Annotated in this window: 22 protein-coding genes; 12 read left to right on the top strand and 10 right to left on the bottom strand. The window is 66.0% G+C overall.

Going from position 1 to position 17,882, the window contains the following annotated elements; translation table 11 throughout:
• Nucleotides 1–15 precede the first annotated feature (15 nt).
• The 4 genes from ASF00_RS14860 to ASF00_RS14875 all read left to right on the top strand — a co-directional run bounded on the left by ASF00_RS14860 (nucleotide 16) and on the right by ASF00_RS14875 (nucleotide 2,921).
• Nucleotides 16–699: a prolyl hydroxylase family protein gene (locus ASF00_RS14860; protein WP_055880950.1), complete on the top strand. Its 684-nt coding sequence runs from the start codon at nucleotides 16–18 to the stop codon at nucleotides 697–699.
• A 134-nt stretch (nucleotides 700–833) separates the two neighbouring features.
• Nucleotides 834–1,532, top strand: a complete 699-nt coding sequence (locus tag ASF00_RS14865) for a 50S ribosomal protein L25/general stress protein Ctc (protein WP_055880954.1) — start codon at nucleotides 834–836, stop codon at nucleotides 1,530–1,532.
• Between the two features lie 217 nt (nucleotides 1,533–1,749).
• Complete coding sequence (pth, locus tag ASF00_RS14870) at nucleotides 1,750–2,319, top strand: aminoacyl-tRNA hydrolase (protein WP_055880957.1); 570 nt, start codon at nucleotides 1,750–1,752, stop codon at nucleotides 2,317–2,319.
• Nucleotides 2,316–2,921, top strand: a complete 606-nt coding sequence (locus tag ASF00_RS14875; protein WP_055880960.1) for a TIGR02466 family protein — start codon at nucleotides 2,316–2,318, stop codon at nucleotides 2,919–2,921. The genes pth and ASF00_RS14875 overlap by 4 nt, the downstream gene beginning before the upstream one ends.
• 151 nt (nucleotides 2,922–3,072) lie before the next feature.
• Here ASF00_RS14875 and ASF00_RS14880 read toward each other — a convergent pair whose 3' ends face one another.
• Nucleotides 3,073–4,140: an NAD(P)-dependent alcohol dehydrogenase gene (locus ASF00_RS14880; RefSeq protein WP_055880963.1), complete on the bottom strand. Its 1,068-nt coding sequence runs from the start codon at nucleotides 4,138–4,140 to the stop codon at nucleotides 3,073–3,075.
• Nucleotides 4,141–4,493: 353 nt separating this feature from the next.
• Here ASF00_RS14880 and ychF point away from each other — a divergent pair, with 353 nt between their 5' ends.
• Nucleotides 4,494–5,591: a redox-regulated ATPase YchF gene (gene ychF, locus ASF00_RS14885; RefSeq protein ID WP_055880966.1), complete on the top strand. Its 1,098-nt coding sequence runs from the start codon at nucleotides 4,494–4,496 to the stop codon at nucleotides 5,589–5,591.
• Nucleotides 5,592–5,623: 32 nt separating this feature from the next.
• Here ychF and ASF00_RS14890 read toward each other — a convergent pair whose 3' ends face one another.
• The gene (locus tag ASF00_RS14890; RefSeq protein ID WP_055880969.1) at nucleotides 5,624–6,034 is read right to left on the bottom strand and encodes an excalibur calcium-binding domain-containing protein; all 411 of its coding nucleotides are present in this window, start codon (nucleotides 6,032–6,034) and stop codon (nucleotides 5,624–5,626) included.
• A 122-nt stretch (nucleotides 6,035–6,156) separates the two neighbouring features.
• Between ASF00_RS14890 and ASF00_RS14895 the strand changes: the two genes are divergently transcribed.
• Together ASF00_RS14895 and ASF00_RS14900 are read left to right on the top strand one after the other, a co-directional pair.
• Nucleotides 6,157–7,479, top strand: coding sequence for an alkaline phosphatase family protein (locus ASF00_RS14895; RefSeq protein WP_055880972.1), 1,323 nt, complete (start codon nucleotides 6,157–6,159; stop codon nucleotides 7,477–7,479).
• A gap of 14 nt (nucleotides 7,480–7,493) precedes the next feature.
• The gene (locus tag ASF00_RS14900) at nucleotides 7,494–7,961 is read left to right on the top strand and encodes a MaoC family dehydratase (RefSeq protein ID WP_055880975.1); all 468 of its coding nucleotides are present in this window, start codon (nucleotides 7,494–7,496) and stop codon (nucleotides 7,959–7,961) included.
• Nucleotides 7,962–7,973: 12 nt separating this feature from the next.
• On the opposite strand, the gene ASF00_RS14905 is transcribed toward ASF00_RS14900, so the two are convergent.
• The 6 genes from ASF00_RS14905 to petA all read right to left on the bottom strand — a co-directional run bounded on the left by ASF00_RS14905 (nucleotide 7,974) and on the right by petA (nucleotide 12,645).
• Nucleotides 7,974–8,624 (bottom strand): hypothetical protein, encoded by a 651-nt coding sequence (locus tag ASF00_RS14905; RefSeq protein WP_156348388.1) that lies wholly within the window; start codon nucleotides 8,622–8,624, stop codon nucleotides 7,974–7,976.
• Between the two features lie 267 nt (nucleotides 8,625–8,891).
• Nucleotides 8,892–9,041: a hypothetical protein gene (locus ASF00_RS18610; protein WP_156348389.1), complete on the bottom strand. Its 150-nt coding sequence runs from the start codon at nucleotides 9,039–9,041 to the stop codon at nucleotides 8,892–8,894.
• 156 nt (nucleotides 9,042–9,197) lie between these two features.
• Nucleotides 9,198–9,746, bottom strand: coding sequence for an adenine phosphoribosyltransferase (locus ASF00_RS14910; protein WP_055880983.1), 549 nt, complete (start codon nucleotides 9,744–9,746; stop codon nucleotides 9,198–9,200).
• A 138-nt stretch (nucleotides 9,747–9,884) separates the two neighbouring features.
• Nucleotides 9,885–10,727 (bottom strand): cytochrome c1, encoded by an 843-nt coding sequence (locus ASF00_RS14915; RefSeq protein ID WP_055880987.1) that lies wholly within the window; start codon nucleotides 10,725–10,727, stop codon nucleotides 9,885–9,887.
• A gap of 21 nt (nucleotides 10,728–10,748) precedes the next feature.
• A complete protein-coding gene (locus tag ASF00_RS14920; protein WP_055880990.1) occupies nucleotides 10,749–12,068 on the bottom strand; it encodes a cytochrome b in 1,320 nt (439 codons plus the stop codon).
• A gap of 10 nt (nucleotides 12,069–12,078) precedes the next feature.
• Nucleotides 12,079–12,645 carry a ubiquinol-cytochrome c reductase iron-sulfur subunit gene (gene petA, locus ASF00_RS14925; protein ID WP_055882319.1) on the bottom strand — a complete coding sequence of 189 codons (567 nt, stop codon included), beginning with the start codon at nucleotides 12,643–12,645 and terminating at the stop codon, nucleotides 12,079–12,081.
• 193 nt (nucleotides 12,646–12,838) lie between these two features.
• On the opposite strand from petA, the gene ASF00_RS14930 reads away from it, so the two are divergent.
• The 3 genes from ASF00_RS14930 to ASF00_RS14940 all read left to right on the top strand — a co-directional run bounded on the left by ASF00_RS14930 (nucleotide 12,839) and on the right by ASF00_RS14940 (nucleotide 14,920).
• Entirely contained in the window at nucleotides 12,839–13,288 is a 450-nt protein-coding gene (locus ASF00_RS14930; protein WP_055880993.1) for a tRNA (cytidine(34)-2'-O)-methyltransferase, read from the top strand.
• Between the two features lie 194 nt (nucleotides 13,289–13,482).
• The gene (gene hemF, locus ASF00_RS14935; protein ID WP_055880996.1) at nucleotides 13,483–14,325 is read left to right on the top strand and encodes an oxygen-dependent coproporphyrinogen oxidase; all 843 of its coding nucleotides are present in this window, start codon (nucleotides 13,483–13,485) and stop codon (nucleotides 14,323–14,325) included.
• Between the two features lies 1 nt (nucleotide 14,326).
• Nucleotides 14,327–14,920, top strand: a complete 594-nt coding sequence (locus tag ASF00_RS14940; RefSeq protein ID WP_055880999.1) for a GNAT family N-acetyltransferase — start codon at nucleotides 14,327–14,329, stop codon at nucleotides 14,918–14,920.
• A gap of 115 nt (nucleotides 14,921–15,035) precedes the next feature.
• Here the strand turns inward: ASF00_RS14940 and ASF00_RS14945 are convergent, their stop codons facing one another.
• A complete protein-coding gene (locus ASF00_RS14945; protein ID WP_055881002.1) occupies nucleotides 15,036–15,776 on the bottom strand; it encodes a hypothetical protein in 741 nt (246 codons plus the stop codon).
• Nucleotides 15,773–16,594: a hypothetical protein gene (locus ASF00_RS14950; protein WP_055881007.1), complete on the bottom strand. Its 822-nt coding sequence runs from the start codon at nucleotides 16,592–16,594 to the stop codon at nucleotides 15,773–15,775. The genes ASF00_RS14945 and ASF00_RS14950 overlap by 4 nt, the downstream gene beginning before the upstream one ends.
• 128 nt (nucleotides 16,595–16,722) lie before the next feature.
• Here ASF00_RS14950 and lipB point away from each other — a divergent pair, with 128 nt between their 5' ends.
• Together lipB and ASF00_RS14960 are read left to right on the top strand one after the other, a co-directional pair.
• The gene (gene lipB, locus ASF00_RS14955; RefSeq protein WP_200910555.1) at nucleotides 16,723–17,391 is read left to right on the top strand and encodes a lipoyl(octanoyl) transferase LipB; all 669 of its coding nucleotides are present in this window, start codon (nucleotides 16,723–16,725) and stop codon (nucleotides 17,389–17,391) included.
• Nucleotides 17,392–17,479: 88 nt separating this feature from the next.
• The gene (locus tag ASF00_RS14960; protein ID WP_055881015.1) at nucleotides 17,480–17,746 is read left to right on the top strand and encodes a hypothetical protein; all 267 of its coding nucleotides are present in this window, start codon (nucleotides 17,480–17,482) and stop codon (nucleotides 17,744–17,746) included.
• The last annotated feature ends 136 nt before the right edge of the window (nucleotides 17,747–17,882 follow it).

Genomic DNA, 17,882 nt, shown 5'->3' on the forward strand with positions numbered 1-17,882 from the left:
GCCAAATCCTGCGGCGTGGGTATCTTTTCAAAAGCCAAGAAGGTCGATCCGGCCATGGCGCTCCGCCAAGCCGCCGGATCGCAGGTCGCCGCCCGGCTCGACGCCAACCCGGCGGTGCAGCGCATCGCGATGGCAACGGTCCAATTCTATTACCAGGCCGACTTCCTTGATCCCAAGACCTGCAAGCAGCTGATCGCGATGATCGATTCGAAGCGGCGGCCGTCGACCCTGCTGTCGGATCGCCCCAACAGCAGCTTCCGCACGTCGGAGAGCTGCGACATGGATCGCTGGTCCCCCGAGGTACAGCCGACCGACGAGGCGATCGCGACCTTGCTCGGGATCGACCTGCTCCACGGCGAGACGATGCAGGGCCAGCGCTACGCCCCCGGCCAGCAATTCCGCGCGCATCACGACTATTTCCACGAATCCGAAAGCTATTGGGCCAAGATGCAGGAGCAAGGCGGCCAGCGCACCTGGACCGCGATGGTGTTCCTCAACGACGTGCCCGAGGGCGGCGCGACCTGGTTCCCGCAGGCGGGCATCAAGATCGCCCCGAAACGCGGCATGCTGCTCACGTGGAACAACATGAACCCCGACGGCACCCCCAACGGCCTGACGCTGCACGAGGGCATGCCGGTCATGGAGGGCGTGAAGTATATCGTGACCAAGTGGTTCCGCGAGCGGCCATGGATCAAGTGACGGCGCCGGCCCCCTCCGCATGACGACCTGATTGTTTTTTACGCGAATCTCCGCTATGCGCCCGCGCTTCCGGTCCATGGTCATCCCTGGAGGCGTGGGCGGGAAGGACAACAAACGAGTTTCGGAGAATACAGATGAGCGACCAGTTGACGCTCGCAGCCGAGACGCGTGACCGGGTTGGCAAGGGAGCCTCCCGGGCGCTGCGTCGTGATGGCCGCGTGCCTGCCGTGATCTACGGCCTGAACAAGGAGCCGATGTCGGTTCACCTCGAGGAAAAGGCGCTGATGAAGGCGCTGATGACCGGCCACTTCATGAACTCGATCGTGATGGTCAACGGCGTGCGGACGCTGCCGAAGGACGTCTCGTTCCACCCGGTTTCGGATCGCCCGATCCATGTCGACTTCCTGCGCATCGGTGCGCACTCGACGGTGACGGTCGCCGTGCCGGTCGTGTTCACGGACGAAGACGACGCGCCAGGCATCAAGAAGGGCAAGGGCGTCCTCAACATCACGCGCCATGAGATCGAACTGGTCGTCGACGCATCGGATATCCCGAGCGAGATCACGATTTCGCTCGCCGACATGGAAATCGGCGATTCGATCCACATCAGCGACGTAAAGCTGCCCAAGGGCGCAACGCCCGCGATCGACGACCGCGACTTCGCGATCGCCACGATCGTGCCGCCGACCGTGCCGACCGTCGAGGACGAAGAGCTCGAGGCTGAAGTCGCCGAGGCGCAGGCCGCCGAGGCTGCTTCGGACGAAGAGCCCGTGGTCGAGCCTAACGACGATCACAACGACGACGACAAGATCACGCCGCAGAAGAAGGACTGAGGGTTTCGGCCCTTCGTCTTCGGATGAGGATTTTCTGATCGGACGGGCGGGATGGCTAGGGCTTTCCCGCCCGTTTTATTTTATGCGCCTAAGCTGTTCCCCCGCGAAAGCGGGGGTCCAGGACCCAGCAGCGTCAACGCCCGTTACCCTGGGCTCCCGCTTTCGCGGGAGAACCGTATATGGGGCGGACCATCCGTTTCACCTTGGAGAATAGAACGTGCAGATCTGGGCGGGACTCGGCAATCCGGGGGCGCAATATGCGATGCACCGGCACAATGTCGGGTTCATGGTCGCCGACGCGATCGCCGAAGTGCACGGCTTCGGCGCGGTCAAGAAGCAGTTCCAGGGCTGGACGCAGGAGGGCCGGATCGGCACGCAGAAGATCCTGCTGCTGAAACCTGCGACCTTCATGAACGACAGCGGCCGGTCGATCGGCGAGGCGCTGCGCTTCTACAAGCTCGACGTCGACGCGCTGACGGTGTTCCACGACGAGCTCGACATCGCCCCCTTCCGCGTGAAGGTGAAGACCGGCGGCGGGACCGCGGGGCATAACGGGCTGCGCTCGACCGACCAGCATCTGGGCCCCGATTTCCGCCGCGTGCGGCTGGGGATCGGGCATCCGGGGCACAAGGACCGCGTCACCGGCTATGTGCTCGGCAACTACGCCAAGGCGGAGATCGAGCCGCTGTCCGACATGCTCGGCGCGATTGCCGCGGAGGCGCCTTGGCTGGCGGCGGGCGACGACGTCCGCTTCATGAATGATGTCGCTGTGAGGATGCAACCATGACCACCCGCTCGCTGTTCGCCACGCGGTTCTACGAGGCCGATCTCGGCGACGACGATCTGGTCGAGGAGCTCGAGGACGCGGCGCTCGAACTGTCCAAGGCCGATCGCGCGGGTGTCGCGTGGTCGAAGGCGCATGGCTATCGCGGGTACACGTCCTACGCGTCGCTGAACGACCTGCCGCTGCGCGATCCGCGGTTCGGCGATCTGGTGCGGTTGCTCAACAAGCATGTCGCGGCGTTTGCGAAGGATTGCGCGTTCGATCTGGGCGGGCGCAAGCTGAAGCTCGACAGCCTGTGGGTGAACGTCCTCAAGCCCGGCGGCGCGCATTCGGGGCATATCCATCCGCACAGCGTCGTGTCGGGGACGATGTACGTGACGATTCCGGAAGGCGCGGGCGCGCTGAAGCTGGAGGATCCGCGGCTGCCGATGATGATGGCCGCGCCGACCCGCCTCGACGATGCGCCGGAGGATCTGCGGACGTTCGTCTATGCGGTGCCGAAGCCGGGGAGCGTGTTTTTGTGGGAGAGCTGGCTCAGGCATGAGGTCGTGCCGAATGCTGCGAAGGGCGAGCGGATCAGCATCAGTTTTAATTATCGGTGGTGAGGTAGGTAGGCCTCACGACCACCTCCGTCATCCTGACGAACGTCAGGACCCAGAGCCAAGCAGCGTAGGCGCCCGTAACCCAGGGTCCTGACTTTCGTCAGGATGACGGGGGGAAGAGGGCAGCACGCACCGCGCGCCGCCCCCTGCCCGATCAGGCCGCCGTCGGCATCGACGCCATGTCGATGACGAAGCGGTACTTCACGTCGCTCTTGACCATGCGGTCATACGCCGGCTCGATCTCGTTCATGCGGATCATCTCGATGTCCGACACCAGACCGTGCTCGTTGCAGAAATCGAGCATTTCCTGAGTCTCCGCGATCCCGCCGATCAGCGAGCCCGCCAGCTGGCGGCGGCGGAAGATCAGGTTGCCGACCGAAGGCGACGGATGCGGCTCGGCGGGCACGCCGACCAGAGTCATCGTGCCGTCGCGCTTGAGCAACTCGAGGAACGGGTCGAGATTGTGCGGTGCGGCAACGGTGTTCAGGATGAAGTCGAAGCTGTTCATATGCTCCGCCATCGCATCGGCATCCTTCGACACGATCAGGTCCTTGGCGCCGAGACGCTTGGCGTCGTCGCGCTTGTTCGGCGAGGTCGAGAAGACATAGACCTCCGCGCCCATCGCGTTGGCGATCTTGACGCCCATGTGACCGAGACCGCCGAGACCGACGATGCCGACCTTCTGGCCAGGCCCGACCTTCCAGTGCTTCAGCGGCGAATAGGTGGTGATGCCGGCGCACAGCAGCGGCGCGACCGCGGCGAGATCGGCCTCGGGATGCGAGACCTTGAGCACGAAGCCCTCGTCGACGACGATATGATCCGAATAGCCGCCGAAGGTGTGGCCGCCGAGCACGGGATCGGGGCCGTTATACGTGCCGACGAACCCGGTCGTCTCGCAATATTGCTCCTCGCCGTCGGTGCACGACGGGCACGTACCGCAGCTGTCGACCATACAGCCGACGCCGGCGATGTCGCCGACCTTGAACTTGGTGACGTCGCTGCCGACTGCGGTGACGCGGCCGACGATCTCGTGGCCCGGAACGCACGGGTACAGCGTGCCTTCCCACTCGCCCTTGGCGGTGTGGAGATCCGAGTGGCAGACGCCGCAGAACGCGATGTCGATCGCGACGTCGGTCTTGCCCGGCGCGCGGCGCTCGAAGCTGAACGGCGCGAGCGGCGTTGCGGGGGATTGCGCGGCAAAGCCGTTGGCGGTGGTGGTCATGCTATTCCTAAATTCTGACTGGCAGAACGCGATATACGCACGGGAAACGCAATATCTACCGACCGGTACGATAACTTTTGCTGCATTGCGGCAATCGGGCGGGTCGATCACGCCATCAAAACCAGCAGCCACCCCGGCGAAGGCCGGGGCCCAATTGGAAAGGTCGCAGTAACGGTGCGCAGACCTTTGCCAGCGCCGTCCCCCAATTGGGCCCCGGCCTTCGCCGGGGTGGTGCATCACATCGATGTGGTGGATCGAGATACAGGCGCAGGCGTCCTTGCTGGCGTTTGGTGGCGCCCTGTCCTAAAGCTTCCGCACATTCTTATACCCCAATCTCAAACTGAAGGCATATCATGGGTTTTCGCTGCGGCATCGTGGGGCTGCCGAACGTCGGCAAGTCCACCCTCTTCAACGCGCTGACACAGACGGCCGCGGCGCAGGCGGCGAACTATCCGTTCTGCACGATCGAGCCCAACGTCGGTAACGTCGGCGTGCCCGACAAGCGGCTCGACTCGCTGGCGAAGATCGCGGGCTCGCAGAAGATCATCGAGACGCAGCTCGGCTTCGTCGACATCGCCGGCCTCGTGCGCGGCGCGTCGAAGGGCGAAGGGCTCGGCAACCAGTTCCTCGGCAACATCCGTGAGGTCGACGCGATCGTCCATGTGCTGCGCTGTTTCGAGAATGGCGACGTGACTCATGTCGACAACAAGGTCGATCCGATCGCCGATGCCGAGACCGTCGAGACCGAGCTCATGCTGAGCGATCTCGAAAGCCTGGAAAAGCGAGTCCCCAACCTCGCCAAGAAGGGCATGCAGGGCGACAAGGAAGCCAAGATCGGCGCCGCCGTGCTCGGCCAGGCGCTCGAGCTGCTGCGCGAAGGCAAGCCCGCGCGGCTGACGGTGCCGAAGGACGAAGACGAGGCGCGCGTGTTTGCACAAGCGCAGCTGCTGACCGCCAAGCCCGTCCTGTACGTCTGCAACGTCGACGAGGGCGATGCCGCGAACGGCAATGCGCTGTCGGCGCGGGTGTTCGAAAAGGCGGCGGCCGAGGGCGCCGAGGCGGTCGTCGTGTCGGCGGCGATCGAGGCGGAGATCGCGACGATGCCCGCCGAGGATCGCGGCGAGTTCCTGGGCGAGCTGGGTCTGGAGGAGACCGGCCTCGCGCGCGTCATCACCGCCGGCTACAAGCTGCTGCAGCTGCTGACCTTCTTCACGGTCGGCCCGAAGGAAGCGCGCGCCTGGACCGTCCATGCGGGCGCGACCGCACCGCAGGCCGCGGGCGAGATCCACGGCGATTTCGAAAAGGGCTTCATCCGCGCCGAGACGATCGCCTATGACGACTTCATCGCGCTGGGCGGCGAATCGAAGGCGCGCGAAGCGGGCAAGCTGCGTGCCGAGGGCAAGGCGTATGTCGTCCATGACGGCGACGTGATGCACTTCCTGCACAGCTGAGGCCCCGGCCACGCGGCGCGGGCAGTGACGAGTCAGCCGCGATACGGCTCGCAGGCGATCCCGTCATTGTCGCCGTCCATCCCCGGGCGGTAGCCGGGCTGCCCACGATAGATCGGCGCAGCGCCAGCGGCTCGAGCTTCCCGACAGCCACTATAATAGACCGAGCGCTGCGATTGCGTCGCTTGGGGTGCGCTCGGTCGTCCATAGGGCGCCCGGACGACGTTATAGGGCGCGCTATCCTCCGCAGCGACGGGCACGATCGGTCGGGAGCGGACGACGGCATCCGCCTCGCTCGCGTTCGCCTCAGGCGATCGGATCGACATCGGTGCCGACGGCCCGGGATCGGATGCGGCAACGACCGACGCTGGCGCGGTTGCGGTCCAGACCCCGGCGAACATCAGCGCCGAAGCACCGGCGGTGGCGATGATGAAAGAGCGGCCCATCGTGCGATGCTAGGTCCACCAGGTTGACGAAAGCTTAGCACTTCGTTGCCTGGCCACGCTTTCGTCCGCCGACCGACACGGGTAGAGAGCCGCGCATTCGGGACTCGTTCGGGACGACACGCATGAAGACTGCTTCGACGTTCATCGCGCTCGCGCTCGCCGCCGCGCTCGCCGCCGCGCTCGCCGGGTGTGCGTATCCTTACACGCCCCCTGCCCTCGCGCCGATCAGCGCGCCTGCTCCCATCACGGCAGCGACCGCGATGCCGGCTTCGGACGTGCGCGCGCCTGTCACGATCCTCGTGTCGATCGACGGGTTCCGGCCTGATTATCTCGACCGCGGCGTGACGCCCAACCTCAACCGGCTGCGCGCGGGCGGGGTGTTTGCGAGCATGCGGCCATCCTTTCCCAGCATCACCTTTCCCAATCACTGGACGCTGGTGACGGGTCTGCGGCCCGATCGCAGCGGGATCGTCGGCAACAAGATGGAGGATCCCGCGCGGCCGGGCGAGACCTTCACGATGGCGAGCGACGATCCGTTCTGGTGGAGCGAGAGTTCGCCGATCTGGGTCGATGCGGAAAAGGCGGGGATCCGGACCGCGACGATGTTCTGGCCGGGCGCGAACGTCGCGGTCGGCGGCACGGTCAAGCCTGACAGTCACGGCGCGATCGACGGCGGGACGCGACCGGAGGACTGGCAGCAGTTCAACCAGCAGGTGTCGGGGACGCAGCGCGTCAACGCGGTGCTCGACTGGATGCGGCGCCCGGCGGCGATCCGGCCGAAGCTGGTGACGCTGTATTTCGATACGGTCGACAGCGCCGGCCATGCGGACGGCCCCGACAGCGCGGGCGTCACACGCGCGATTGCGGACGTCGATTCGAGCATTGGCGCGCTGGTCGACGGGCTCGCGGCGCTCGGCCAGCGTGCGAACCTCGTGATCGTTGCCGACCACGGCATGGCGGCGACGAGCAGCGACCGGGTCGTCGCGCTCGACATGATTGCGGACAAGGCGGATTACCGGACGGTCGAGACCGGGCCCTATGCGACGCTGTTCGCGGTGCCGGGGCATGAGGCGGCGCTCGAGGCGCGGCTGCTCAAGCGGCATGACCATCTGCAATGCTGGCGCAAAAGCGAGATCCCTGCGCGGTTCCATTATGGGCGCAACCCGCGCGTGCCGAGCTATCTGTGCCTCGCCGATGTCGGCTGGCGAGTCGATCCGAGCGCGCCGACCAAGACGTTCGTCGGGGGCATGCACGGGTACGACAACATGGCGCCCGAGATGCGCGCGCTGTTCCTTGCCAACGGGCCGGCGTTCGCGCGCGGCAAGACGATCGCGAGCTTCGACAATGTCGCGATCGAGCCCCTGCTGCGCGACCTGATCGGGTTGCCGGCGGAGGCGGGGCTGGACGGCACCGCCGCGCCCTTCCAGAAGGTGCTGCAACGATAAGAGGAGAGGCGCGCATGCAGTATTTCGAGGACATCAAGGTCGGTAGGACCGCGTCGTTTGGCCATTATGCCGTGACCCGCGAAGAGGTGATCGACTTCGCCACGAAATACGATGCGCAGCCGTTTCACCTGTCCGACGAGGCGGCTGCGGCGACGCATTTCGGGCGGCTGTCCGCTAGTGGGTGGCATACGTGCGCGATGACGATGGCGATGCTGGTCGCACATCTGAAGGAGAACCGTCAGGCGGGACTCGGCTCGCCCGGGATCGACGAGCTGAAATGGGTGAAGCCCGTCTATCCGGGCGATACGCTGCGGTGCGAGAACGAGGTACTGGAAAAGCGCGTGTCGGCGAGCCGGCCCGAAATGGGGATCTTCAAGAGCCGGATGCGCGTGTTCAACCAGGACGACGTGCTGGTGATGACGTTCGTGTCGAACGGGCTGGTGCAGACGCGCCCCCAGGACGCGCCTGCACAGTCCACCTAAGCCCGGTGCGCCTCAGCGTGGCGTGCGGTTGCCGCCGCCACCGCGGTTGCCGCCGCGATTGCCGCCGCCGAAGCTTCGATTGCCACCGCCATTGCCGCGATTCTGGCGGAATTCTCGGCGGTCCTGCCTGGCTTCGCTGCGATAGCCCTGGCGCGCGTCGCGCCGCTCGCCACGGAACTGGTCACGGGTGATCTGCCCGTTGCGGAGTTGTCCGCGATCCTCGCGGCGGTCCTGGCGGAAATCGCGATTGGCCTCGCGACGATCCTGGCGATAGTCGCGCGCCGCAGGGCTGTTGCCGCGCGCAAAATTGCCCCAATTGCCGGCGCCGCGATAGTTGCCGCGGCGTCCTTGCCAGTAACGCTGCTGATCACCGTTCCAGCGATACGGGCGACGGTTGCGATCATAGACGTACACGCCCGAGCCGGGATAATAATAATCCCCGCTCCAGCCATAATAGGAATTCAGGCCGCCATAGCCTGCAAAGCCGTCATAGCCGCCGCCGTAGCCGCCACCATATCCACCCACACCGTAGCCGCCGCTATAATATGGGTCGCTTGCATAGCCGAGGCCTGCGCCGCCATAGCCATAGCCGTCGGTGCAGCCGGCAACGCCGAGTCCGAGGCCCAGGGCCAAGCCGATAATGCCGAAGCGCTTCATAAACATGGAAAATCTCCCGTACGTGGAGAGCGGACACAACGCGCCGCCATTCGTCGCACAACGGACTCGGTGTGTCGCAAGTTCCATGAACGGGATCTGACGGAGGTGACGGCCGCAGCGAACAAGCTTTGGGCTAACCTGCCCGAGGCTACCTTCCCGGCTGAGGCCGGTGTCCAATAGCGAGGACAGGAGTGACTGCGCGCAGCCTCCCATGAGCGCCGTTTCCCGCCTGGACCCCGGCCTCTGCCGGGGGGATATTCAGGGGGGCGCAGGTCAGTCTGCTCCGAGCAGGAGCTTGGTGCGAGCGATGGATGACGAGTGTGACGGCGCCGGCCCGGCAATCTTTTCGGTCCGCAAATCGACGGCGGCTGATGTGGCGCGGTGGCGGTAGACACGGCCGGGGAAACCCACGTCGAAGATCATGGCCACACCCTAGCTGTTCCCCCGCGGAGGCGGGGGGCCAGGGTAGCGGGGTGCTGCGGTACTTAGCTGGGCCCCCGCATCCGCGGGGGAACGGTTTTTAACAGCGCTGGTGTCCTGCCGGAAATCGGTCAGCGGCACGGGATCAGTGGCGTGTCATCAGTGGCCGGGGAAGTCGATCAGCGCCGTGGCGTCGATGCCGTCGGCGCGCAGGGCCTCCGCGCCGCCGAGATCGGGGAGGTCGACGAGGAACTGCGCTTGCGTCACCACGGCCCCCGCCTTGTTCAGCAGGCGGACCGCGGCGCGCGCGGTGCCGCCGGTGGCGATCAGGTCGTCGACCAGCAGGACGCGGGCGCCGGGCGCGAAGGCGTCGGCGTGGATCGCGATACGGTCCGTGCCATATTCGAGCGCATAGTCTTCGGCGATCGTCGCGCCGGGCAGCTTGCCGTCCTTGCGGATCAGCAACACGCCGGCCTTCAGCGGCGCGGCGAGCGCGGCGGCGAACAGGAAGCCGCGTGCCTCGATACCCGCGACGAGATCGACCGGACCCGAGACCGCCGCGACCATCCGCTCGATCGCGGTCGCCCAGCCGGTCGGGTCGAGCAGCAAGGTGGTGATGTCGCGGAACTGGATGCCGGGCTTGGGGAAGTCCGGAATAGTGCGAATCAGCGCCTTGAGGTCGGCGTTGCGCTCTTCGGTATCGGACATGGGCGTTCCCTTCTTCGCACGGGCGGCAGACGTATCGCGCCGCCGCACTACGGCCAAAACGAAAGCGGCGGATCGGGCTGTTCGCCCGTCCGCCGCTCCCTCTATCCGTGCGCCCTTACCGTGGGAGCCCTGCGATCATCAATGCTTAACGTCGCGCCAGACGTTCTGATACGCGCCCCAGGCAAGCCCGCAGAAGATCAGGATGAAGATGATCGACGCGAACCCAGCGGCGTGACGCGCCTCCAGGTTGGGCTCGGCGGTCCAGGTCAGGAACGCCGCGACGTCGGTCGACATCTGCTCCTTGGTGGGCTTCGTCCCGTCCGCATAGGTCACCTGACCATCCGAGGTCAGCGGCGGCGGCATCGCGATGTTGAGGTTCGCGAAATACGGGTTGTAGTGGAGACCTTCGGGCGTCTTGATGTCCGGGAATTCCTTCAGCAACGCAGCGGGCTGCGTCGTGTAGCCGGTCAGCAGCGAGTGGACATAGGCAGTCCCCTCCTCACGCGCCTTGGTTATGAGCGACAGGTCGGGCGGCAGCGCGTTGTTGTTCGCGGCGCGGGCGGCGACCTCGTTGGCGAACGGCAGCGGGAAGCGATCCGACGGGATGTTCTTGCGCGTCGCCGCCTCGCCCGTTTCCGGGTTGATCGACGGCTGTTCGATCACCCACTGGCTGGCGATCGCCTTAACCTCAGGCTCCGAATAGCCGATCTTCTGCAGGTCGCGGAACGACACCAGCCGCAGCGAGTGGCAGGCGGCGCAGACCTCCTTGTAGACCTGGAAGCCGCGCTGGAGCTGGCGACGGTCGAACTTGCCGAACACGCCGTTGGAGGCAAGCTCGAGTTCCTTGGGATGCTTGTGCGCGACGCTCTCGGCCGAGGGCGCGACGGGGTCGGTGATCGCCCCCGAGATGCTGCCGAAGAGCGCGATGCCGAGCACCAGCACGAAGGCCGCGCCGACGATGGATGCGATGAGACGAACCATGTGTGTGTCCTCGAGTTCGTATCAGTGCGCGGCGTGCGGCGTGGACGACGTCGGCGACGTCTCAAGGGCGGTATGCGCGGGGCTGGTCCCGCCATGATTGGCCAGCACCGCCTCGGTGATCGAGTTGGGCAGCGGCCGAGGCCGTTCCGACCGCGAGATCAGCGGCAGGATGATCAGGAAATGCGCGAAATAGTATGCCGCGCAGATCTGGCTGAGGATCACGTAGAACGCGTTGGCAGGCGCGCCACCGCAATAGCCGAGCACCAGGATGTCGGCGACCAGCACCCAGAACGCGATCCGCGCCTTGGGACGGTAGTTCATCGAACGGACCGGCGAGCTGTCGAGCCAGGGCAGGAAGAACAGCAGCAGGATCGAGCCGAACATCGCCAGCACGCCCCACAGCTTGGCCGGCAGGATGAAGTCCGCGGTGAAGGCGCGCAGGATCGCGTAGAACGGCCAGAAATACCATTCGGGGACGATGTGCGCGGGCGTCGAGAGCGGGTTCGCCGGGATGTAATTGTCCGGGTGGCCGAGATAGTTCGGGAAGAAGAACAACAGGCTGGCGAACACGAGCAGGAAGATGCCGAGCCCGAAGCCGTCCTTCGCGGTGTAATAGGGGTGGAAGGGCACGGTGTCCTGCTCGCCCTTCACGTCGACGCCGGTCGGGTTGTTCGAACCCGGGATGTGCAGCGCCCAGATGTGCAGGATGATGACGCCCGCGATCACGAACGGCAGCAGGTAATGCAGCGAGAAGAAGCGGTTGAGCGCGGCGTTGTCGGGCGCGAATCCGCCCAGCAGCCAGATGCGGATCGTGTCGCCGACGAGCGGGATCGCCGAGAAGAACCCGGTGATGACCTGCGCGCCCCAGAAGCTCATCTGCCCCCAGGGAAGGACATAGCCCATGAACGCGGTCGCCATCATCAGCAGGAAGATGACCACGCCGAGCAGCCACACCATCTCGCGCGGCGCCTTGTACGAGCCGTAATAAAGCCCGCGGAAGATGTGCGTGTAGACGACGATGAAGAACATCGACGCGCCATTGGCGTGCGCATAGCGCAGGAACCAGCCCGCGTTGACGTCGCGCATGATGCTTTCGACCGAATCGAACGCGACCGCGCCGTTGGCGGCGTAATGCATCGCCAGCACGATGCCGGTGATGATCTGGATCGCCAGCGCGGCGCCAGCGAGGACGCCGAAGTTCCAGAAGTAATTGAGGTTGCGCGGGACGGGATAGCCGCCGCCGAGTGAATTGTAGACGAGCCGGGGAACGGGAAGCCGCTCGTCCAGCCACCGCGTCAGCGGCAGCTTCGGTTCGTATTGCTTGGCCCAGGGAAAGCTCATGTCGTTTTCCTCAGCCTACCGTGACGACGGTGTCGGAGTTGAAGGCATAGTCCGGCACGTGGAGGTTGGTCGGTGCGGGGCCTTTGCGGATGCGCGCGGCGGTGTCGTAGGCCGAGCCGTGGCACGGGCAGAAATAGCCGCCGAACGGGCCCTTATTCTCGCCCTCGCCCGCGCCGAGCGGGACGCAGCCGAGATGCGTGCAGACGCCCAGCGTGATCAGCCAGTTCTTCTTGCCCGCCTTGGTGCGCTGCTCGAGCGTCTGCGGATCGCGCAAGGTCGAGATGTCGACCGCGTCGGCTTCCGAGATTTCCTTCGGCGTCAGGTTGCGGACGAACAAGGGCTGCTTGCGGAACGACGTCTTGATCGCCTGGCCGGGGAGGATCTTCGACAGATCGATCTCGGTGGTCGACTGTGCGAGCACGTCGGCCGAGGGGTTCATCTGGTTGATGAGCGGCAGGACGATCGCGACCGCGCCGACCCCGGCGAAGGAAACCGCTGCAATATTGATGAAATCACGGCGGCGAGGGTCATGGTCCTCTTCGTGAAACGGCTCTGGCGATTCGCCGGGAGGAACCATGTCGTCGACTGTCGCCATTCATCTCGCCCTTGCACGTTATTTTTTTCGTGGCCGACTGGGTTGCTCGGTTTCGCGAAACCCTATCCCCAATCCACCCGACCGTCCCCACGGAGGCTGCGTTCTGATAGACGGCGTGACCGCGCTTTGCCAACTCCCTTTTGCTTTGGGTTACTGCCACGCTAGAGGATCCGGTATGCGTATTGCCCTGTATCAGCCCGATATCGCCGGAAATGTCGGCGCCATCCTGCGCACCGCCGCGTGCATGGGGATCGGCGTCGACCTGATCGAACCAATGGGATTCACCTGGAGCGAAAAGGCCGTGGCGCGCTCGGGCATGGATTATGTCGGCGCGGTCGACGTCGTTCGCCATGTCGACTGGGAGACGTTCCTGCGCCAAGCGACGGGGCGGATCGTACTGCTGACGACGAAGGGTGCGGTGCGGCTGGACGTGGCCGCGTTCCGCGACGACGACGTGCTGCTGATGGGCAGCGAGGGGGCCGGCGTGCCCGACGCGGTCCATGCGCGCGCCGACCTGCGCGTGCTGATCCCGATGCGGCCCGGCTTGCGATCGATGAACATCTCGGTGGCGACGGGGATCGTCGCGGCGGAGGCGCTGCGCCAGACGGGCGGCTGGCCAGCCTAGCGCGTGGTCGGACGAACACGGTCGATTACGCGCGCCCGTCATCCTGACGAAAGTCAGGACCCAGGGCCACAAACGGCGGCGCCCGTTACCCTGGGTCCTGACTTTCGTCAGGATGACGGGTGGCTGTGATAGGCGCCGTATGCAGATCACCTGCCCCCTCCCCGTCCCGGGGAGGATTTGGTAGGGATGGCGCCATGATCGACCTCGACCCCCAGCAAGCCGCCGCCCGCCACTGGTTCGAATCGCTGCGCGACCGCATCTGCGCCGAGTTCGAGGCGATCGAGCGCGAGGCCGGCTCCGACGCCGCGTTCGCCTATACGCCGTGGGATCGCATCGACCCGTCGGGCGGGCCCGGCGGCGGCGGCGTGATGGGCGTGATGAAGGGTCGCGTGTTCGAGAAGGTCGGCGTCAACGTCTCGACCGTCGGCGGCACGTTCGAGGGCGAGTTCGCCAAGTCGATCCACGGCGCGGGCGAGGATCCCCGCTTCTTCGCGACCGGGATCAGCCTGGTCGCGCACATGGCCAACCCGCACGTGCCCGCGGTGCACATGAACTGCCGCTTCCTCAACACCACCAAGCGCTGGTTCGGGGGGGGCGGCGATCTCAACCCGCCACTGCCGATCGAGGAGGACACGGCCGACTTCCACGCGACGATGAAGGCGGCGTGCGACGCGCATGATCCGGCGCACTATCCGCGGTTCAAGGAGTGGGCGGAGACCTATTTCTACATCCCGCACCGCAAGGTCGGCCGCGGCGTGGGCGGGATCTTCTTCGATCATCTCGACGGCGATTTCGAGACCAACTTCGCGTTCACGCGCGATGTCGGCGAGGCGTTCCTCGACGCCTATCCGCGGATCGTGCGGCGGCGGATGAACACGCCGTTCGATGCGGCCGACGAGGCGCGGATGCTCGAATGGCGCGGGCGCTATGCCGAGTTCAACCTCGTCTATGATCGCGGCACGCTGTTCGGGCTGAAGACCGGCGGCAACATCGACGCGATCCTGATGAGCCTGCCGCCGCGCGCGGTGTGGTCGTAGAATGGCGCTGATCCCGGTCGCCGGCGACACGCTGGCGACGATCGTCACGACGCTAGAGATGCGGACGCGGCCGCCGCTTCGGCCGAGCCCGGGATCGCGGTTGCGACTGGTGCGGTGGGATAAGCCAGCGCTGGACAAATACCGCGCACTGTTCCGGCGGATCGGCGGTCCGTGGCTCTGGTTCTCGCGGCTGGTGATGGCGGACGATGCGCTCTCGGCGATCGTTCATGATCCGGGGATCATGGTGTATGCGGTGCTCGATCCGGCGGGGATCGAGGTCGGAATGCTCGAACTCGATTCCCGGCAAGCGGGCGCGTGCGAAATCTCGTATTTCGGGCTGATCCCCGAGCTGGCGGGGCAAGGTCATGGCCGCTGGCTGATGGCCGAGGCGTGCGCGCGCGCCTGGGCGAAGGGCGTGACGCGGGTCTGGCTGCATACCTGCACGCTCGATCATCCCAGCGCGCTGGGCTTTTACCGCGCGCAGGGGTTCGTGGCGGTGAAACGGACGATCGAGACGTTTCCCGATCCGCGGGCGTCGGGGGTGCTGCCGCCGGAGACCGCGCCGCAGATCCCGTATCTGGCGAAGCTGGGGTAGCTCGCAAGACATGGTTCTCCCGCGAAGGCGGGGACCCAGACTGGGCTCCCGCCTTCGCGGGAGACCAAGGAGGCGGAAGGTGCCGGCGTCTTGCGCTGCCTCTTGAGTCGTTGCCCTACCGTGCCAGACGGCGGTAGGCCGAGATCGCGATCAGCGCCATCGCGATGCCCGCCGCCATGGCCGCGACCGCGGCGCCCGCATCGACGATCGCGAGCGCCACGGGATTGGGCTCGCCCCCGTCGCGCAGCGCGCGGTCGAGCATCATGAACGGCGCGCCCGCAAGCCAGCCCGAGATGTAGCTGAACGCCGCCAGCCCCATCAGCGGCAACCCCGCGCCCCGGCTCAGCACGAAGCTGCGGCGGATCGCGCCGAGTGCGCCGAGCGGGGCTTCGGCGAACAGCGCCGGCCCGGTCAGCATCGTCCGGCCAAGAATGTAGAGGCCGGGGATCGCATACAGCAGCAATCCCGCCCCCGCCGGCAGCGACACGATCACCATCGCCAGCAGGAAGCGCGGGAAGATCCGCAGACAGCGCGTCAGGCTGGTGCGCAGGTCGAGCCGATCGCGGTCGAGATACAGCGCGTAGAACAGCGACGTCCCGAAGAAGCTCGTCACATAGGCGAGCAGATACCAGCCGCCATGCGCCGCCGCCCAGCTCTGCACCGCATCGGCCCAGGCCATCGCCTGCACCTCGTTGTCGCCGGCACCCGCCACCGGCATCGGCGGATCGGGGACGACGAGCGCGAGCGCGAAGGCAGGCAGGAACAGGAACGGCGCGGCGATCCGCAGCAACAGGTCGCGGTCGCGCTTGAACAACGTCCAGGCATCGGTGAGGACGGTCGCGAAATCGAGCTTCATGGGACGGCGTGTTTCTCTCTGACGGCGACATAGAGCTGCGCGGTGAAGACCGCGGCGAGCACGGTGAAGGCGGTGGTGACGATCGTCGCGGCGATGCCCGACAGGAAGGTCGCGGTCACGATCCCGTCGGCGCCGAGCGCGAGGCGGAAGATGACCCCCGTCACGGACTGTGCGGCCCAGGTGGAGACGAGCATGACGATCGCGAACAGGATCAAGACGCCGATGATCCGCCATGTCAGCCCCCTGGTCAGCTGGACCGAGCGCCGGATCGCGCCGATCCCGCGGCGTTCGTTGAGGATGACCGGGTTGAGCAGCACCAGCCGCGCGCCGATCCAGAGCGCCGCGACCAGATAGGCCAGCGCGTAGAGCCCGGTGAACCCGGCCGCGCCGGCGCTGGGCGGGGTCATCTGCACGCTGCTGCCACTGGCGGCGGCGGAAACATCGAACCCCGACTGGATGAGGACGATCACCGGCGGCACCGCCAGCAGCAGCGCGAGGACCGTGAGCAGCGCGGTGACGCCGAGTGCGGGCAGCAGGCGCGCCCCCGCCTGGCGACGCGCGGAGGCCGCGTCGGTGGCGGGATCGGTCGCGATCGCCACGATCGCGAGTTGCGCCCAGAGCAGCGCGGCCAACGTCCCGATCGCCAGGATGACCCCGACCAACGCAAACGATATCGTGCCCGGCGTCGCATAGGCGACGAAGCCGTCCCGAACGACGCTGGGCAATAGCATGCCGACCAGCGCGATCGGCGCGATCATGCCGGTGCGACCGTTGAGCACCTCGACCGTGCGGTCCCAGACTGTTCCCATCTTCACCATGCGCCGAACTCCCCGTTCTCGTTCCTGCGCGGACTAGCCCAACCCCCCGCGCTTGACCACATGGTTGCGGGATAGATGCTGGGCGCGTCGTGGTTGCAACTTGGGCGACGGGTGCGCAATTGGGATCGGTGACCAGCCCCCTTCCCCCCGAGATCGAGTGGCGCACCAGCGCCGGCCTCACCCCCTATGCCGATGCGCTCGCCGAGATGGAGGCGCGCGCGGCCGCGGTCGGCGCCGGCGACGCGCGCGAACTGCTGTGGATGCTCGAGCACCCGCCGATCTACACCGCGGGGACCAGCGCGGAGCCGGGCGACCTGATCGATGCGCGCTTTCCGGTGATCCCGACCGGGCGCGGCGGGAAATACACCTATCACGGGCCGGGCCAGCGGATCGGCTATGTCGTGCTCGACCTCACCAAGCGCGGGCGCGACGTGCGCTGCTACGTCCATGCGCTCGAATCCTGGGTGATCGCGGCGCTCGGCGAACTTGGCGTCGCGGCGTTCGCGGTCGAGGGCCGCGTCGGCATCTGGACGCTCGATAACGGACGTGAAGCGAAGATCGGTGCGATCGGCGTACGCGTGAAACGCTGGGTGACGCTCCACGGCTTTTCGGTGAACGTGGCACCCGACCTGGCCCATTTTGGTGGCATCGTCCCGTGCGGCCTTCCCGAATACGGTGTTACCAGCCTGCAATCGCTTGGCATTTCGGCGGACCTTGCAACCTTCGACGCTGCGCTTGCGTTGACGGTCGATGCTTTCCTTGAAACAGTTTCTTGTCCTCAAGAAAACGAGGCTTGAGGGCAAAGCGTTATCGGATTAATGTCCACTACGATTTGGGTATTAAGGGCGAGCAGCCAGCCAAATCCTCTATCTAGGGAGCTTCCACATGCGTGCACTCATTTCCAAGGTCCTGACCGGTTCGCTGATCGCCAGCGCGGCACTCGCCGTGTCGGCCTGCGGTCCGAAGACCGAGACGACCACCGACAACACGATGGTCACCGACATGAACGCCACCGAGGGCATGGACACCATGACCGACAACATGACCGCCGTTGACGGTGCGTCGAACGGTGGCATGATGGCCAACGACACCATGATGGCGAACGACACGATGATGTCGAACGACACCATGATGACCAACAACGCGATGTAATCGTCGCGAGGGCCAGCCGCCTCGGCAGCCGGCCTTCAAAGACATTGCTTGTGTGAAGGGCCGTCCGGGCAACCGGGCGGCCCTTTCGCGTTATCGTGCACCGGGACGCGATACCGGGGATGATGAGGCAACCCGG

This window comes from Sphingomonas sp. Leaf34 (genome assembly GCF_001421805.1).
GTDB lineage: Bacteria > Pseudomonadota > Alphaproteobacteria > Sphingomonadales > Sphingomonadaceae > Sphingomonas.

Coding starts and splice junctions, on each gene's coding strand:
- ASF00_RS14945 (WP_055881002.1), bottom strand. CDS start 15,776: ATGAAGCTCGATTTCGCGACCGTCCTCACCGATGCCTGGACGTTGTTC.
- ASF00_RS18610 (WP_156348389.1), bottom strand. CDS start 9,041: ATGATCTTCGACGTGGGTTTCCCCGGCCGTGTCTACCGCCACCGCGCC.
- ASF00_RS14910 (WP_055880983.1), bottom strand. CDS start 9,746: ATGTCCGATACCGAAGAGCGCAACGCCGACCTCAAGGCGCTGATTCGC.
- ASF00_RS14915 (WP_055880987.1), bottom strand. CDS start 10,727: ATGGTTCGTCTCATCGCATCCATCGTCGGCGCGGCCTTCGTGCTGGTG.
- ASF00_RS14895 (WP_055880972.1), top strand. CDS start 6,157: ATGAAGACTGCTTCGACGTTCATCGCGCTCGCGCTCGCCGCCGCGCTC.
- ASF00_RS14920 (WP_055880990.1), bottom strand. CDS start 12,068: ATGAGCTTTCCCTGGGCCAAGCAATACGAACCGAAGCTGCCGCTGACG.
- ASF00_RS14930 (WP_055880993.1), top strand. CDS start 12,839: ATGCGTATTGCCCTGTATCAGCCCGATATCGCCGGAAATGTCGGCGCC.
- ASF00_RS14940 (WP_055880999.1), top strand. CDS start 14,327: ATGGCGCTGATCCCGGTCGCCGGCGACACGCTGGCGACGATCGTCACG.
- ychF (WP_055880966.1), top strand. CDS start 4,494: ATGGGTTTTCGCTGCGGCATCGTGGGGCTGCCGAACGTCGGCAAGTCC.
- ASF00_RS14905 (WP_156348388.1), bottom strand. CDS start 8,624: ATGTTTATGAAGCGCTTCGGCATTATCGGCTTGGCCCTGGGCCTCGGA.
- ASF00_RS14890 (WP_055880969.1), bottom strand. CDS start 6,034: ATGGGCCGCTCTTTCATCATCGCCACCGCCGGTGCTTCGGCGCTGATG.
- ASF00_RS14960 (WP_055881015.1), top strand. CDS start 17,480: ATGCGTGCACTCATTTCCAAGGTCCTGACCGGTTCGCTGATCGCCAGC.
- ASF00_RS14865 (WP_055880954.1), top strand. CDS start 834: ATGAGCGACCAGTTGACGCTCGCAGCCGAGACGCGTGACCGGGTTGGC.
- ASF00_RS14880 (WP_055880963.1), bottom strand. CDS start 4,140: ATGACCACCACCGCCAACGGCTTTGCCGCGCAATCCCCCGCAACGCCG.
- ASF00_RS14950 (WP_055881007.1), bottom strand. CDS start 16,594: ATGGTGAAGATGGGAACAGTCTGGGACCGCACGGTCGAGGTGCTCAAC.
- petA (WP_055882319.1), bottom strand. CDS start 12,645: ATGGTTCCTCCCGGCGAATCGCCAGAGCCGTTTCACGAAGAGGACCAT.
- hemF (WP_055880996.1), top strand. CDS start 13,483: ATGATCGACCTCGACCCCCAGCAAGCCGCCGCCCGCCACTGGTTCGAA.
- ASF00_RS14875 (WP_055880960.1), top strand. CDS start 2,316: ATGACCACCCGCTCGCTGTTCGCCACGCGGTTCTACGAGGCCGATCTC.
- ASF00_RS14900 (WP_055880975.1), top strand. CDS start 7,494: ATGCAGTATTTCGAGGACATCAAGGTCGGTAGGACCGCGTCGTTTGGC.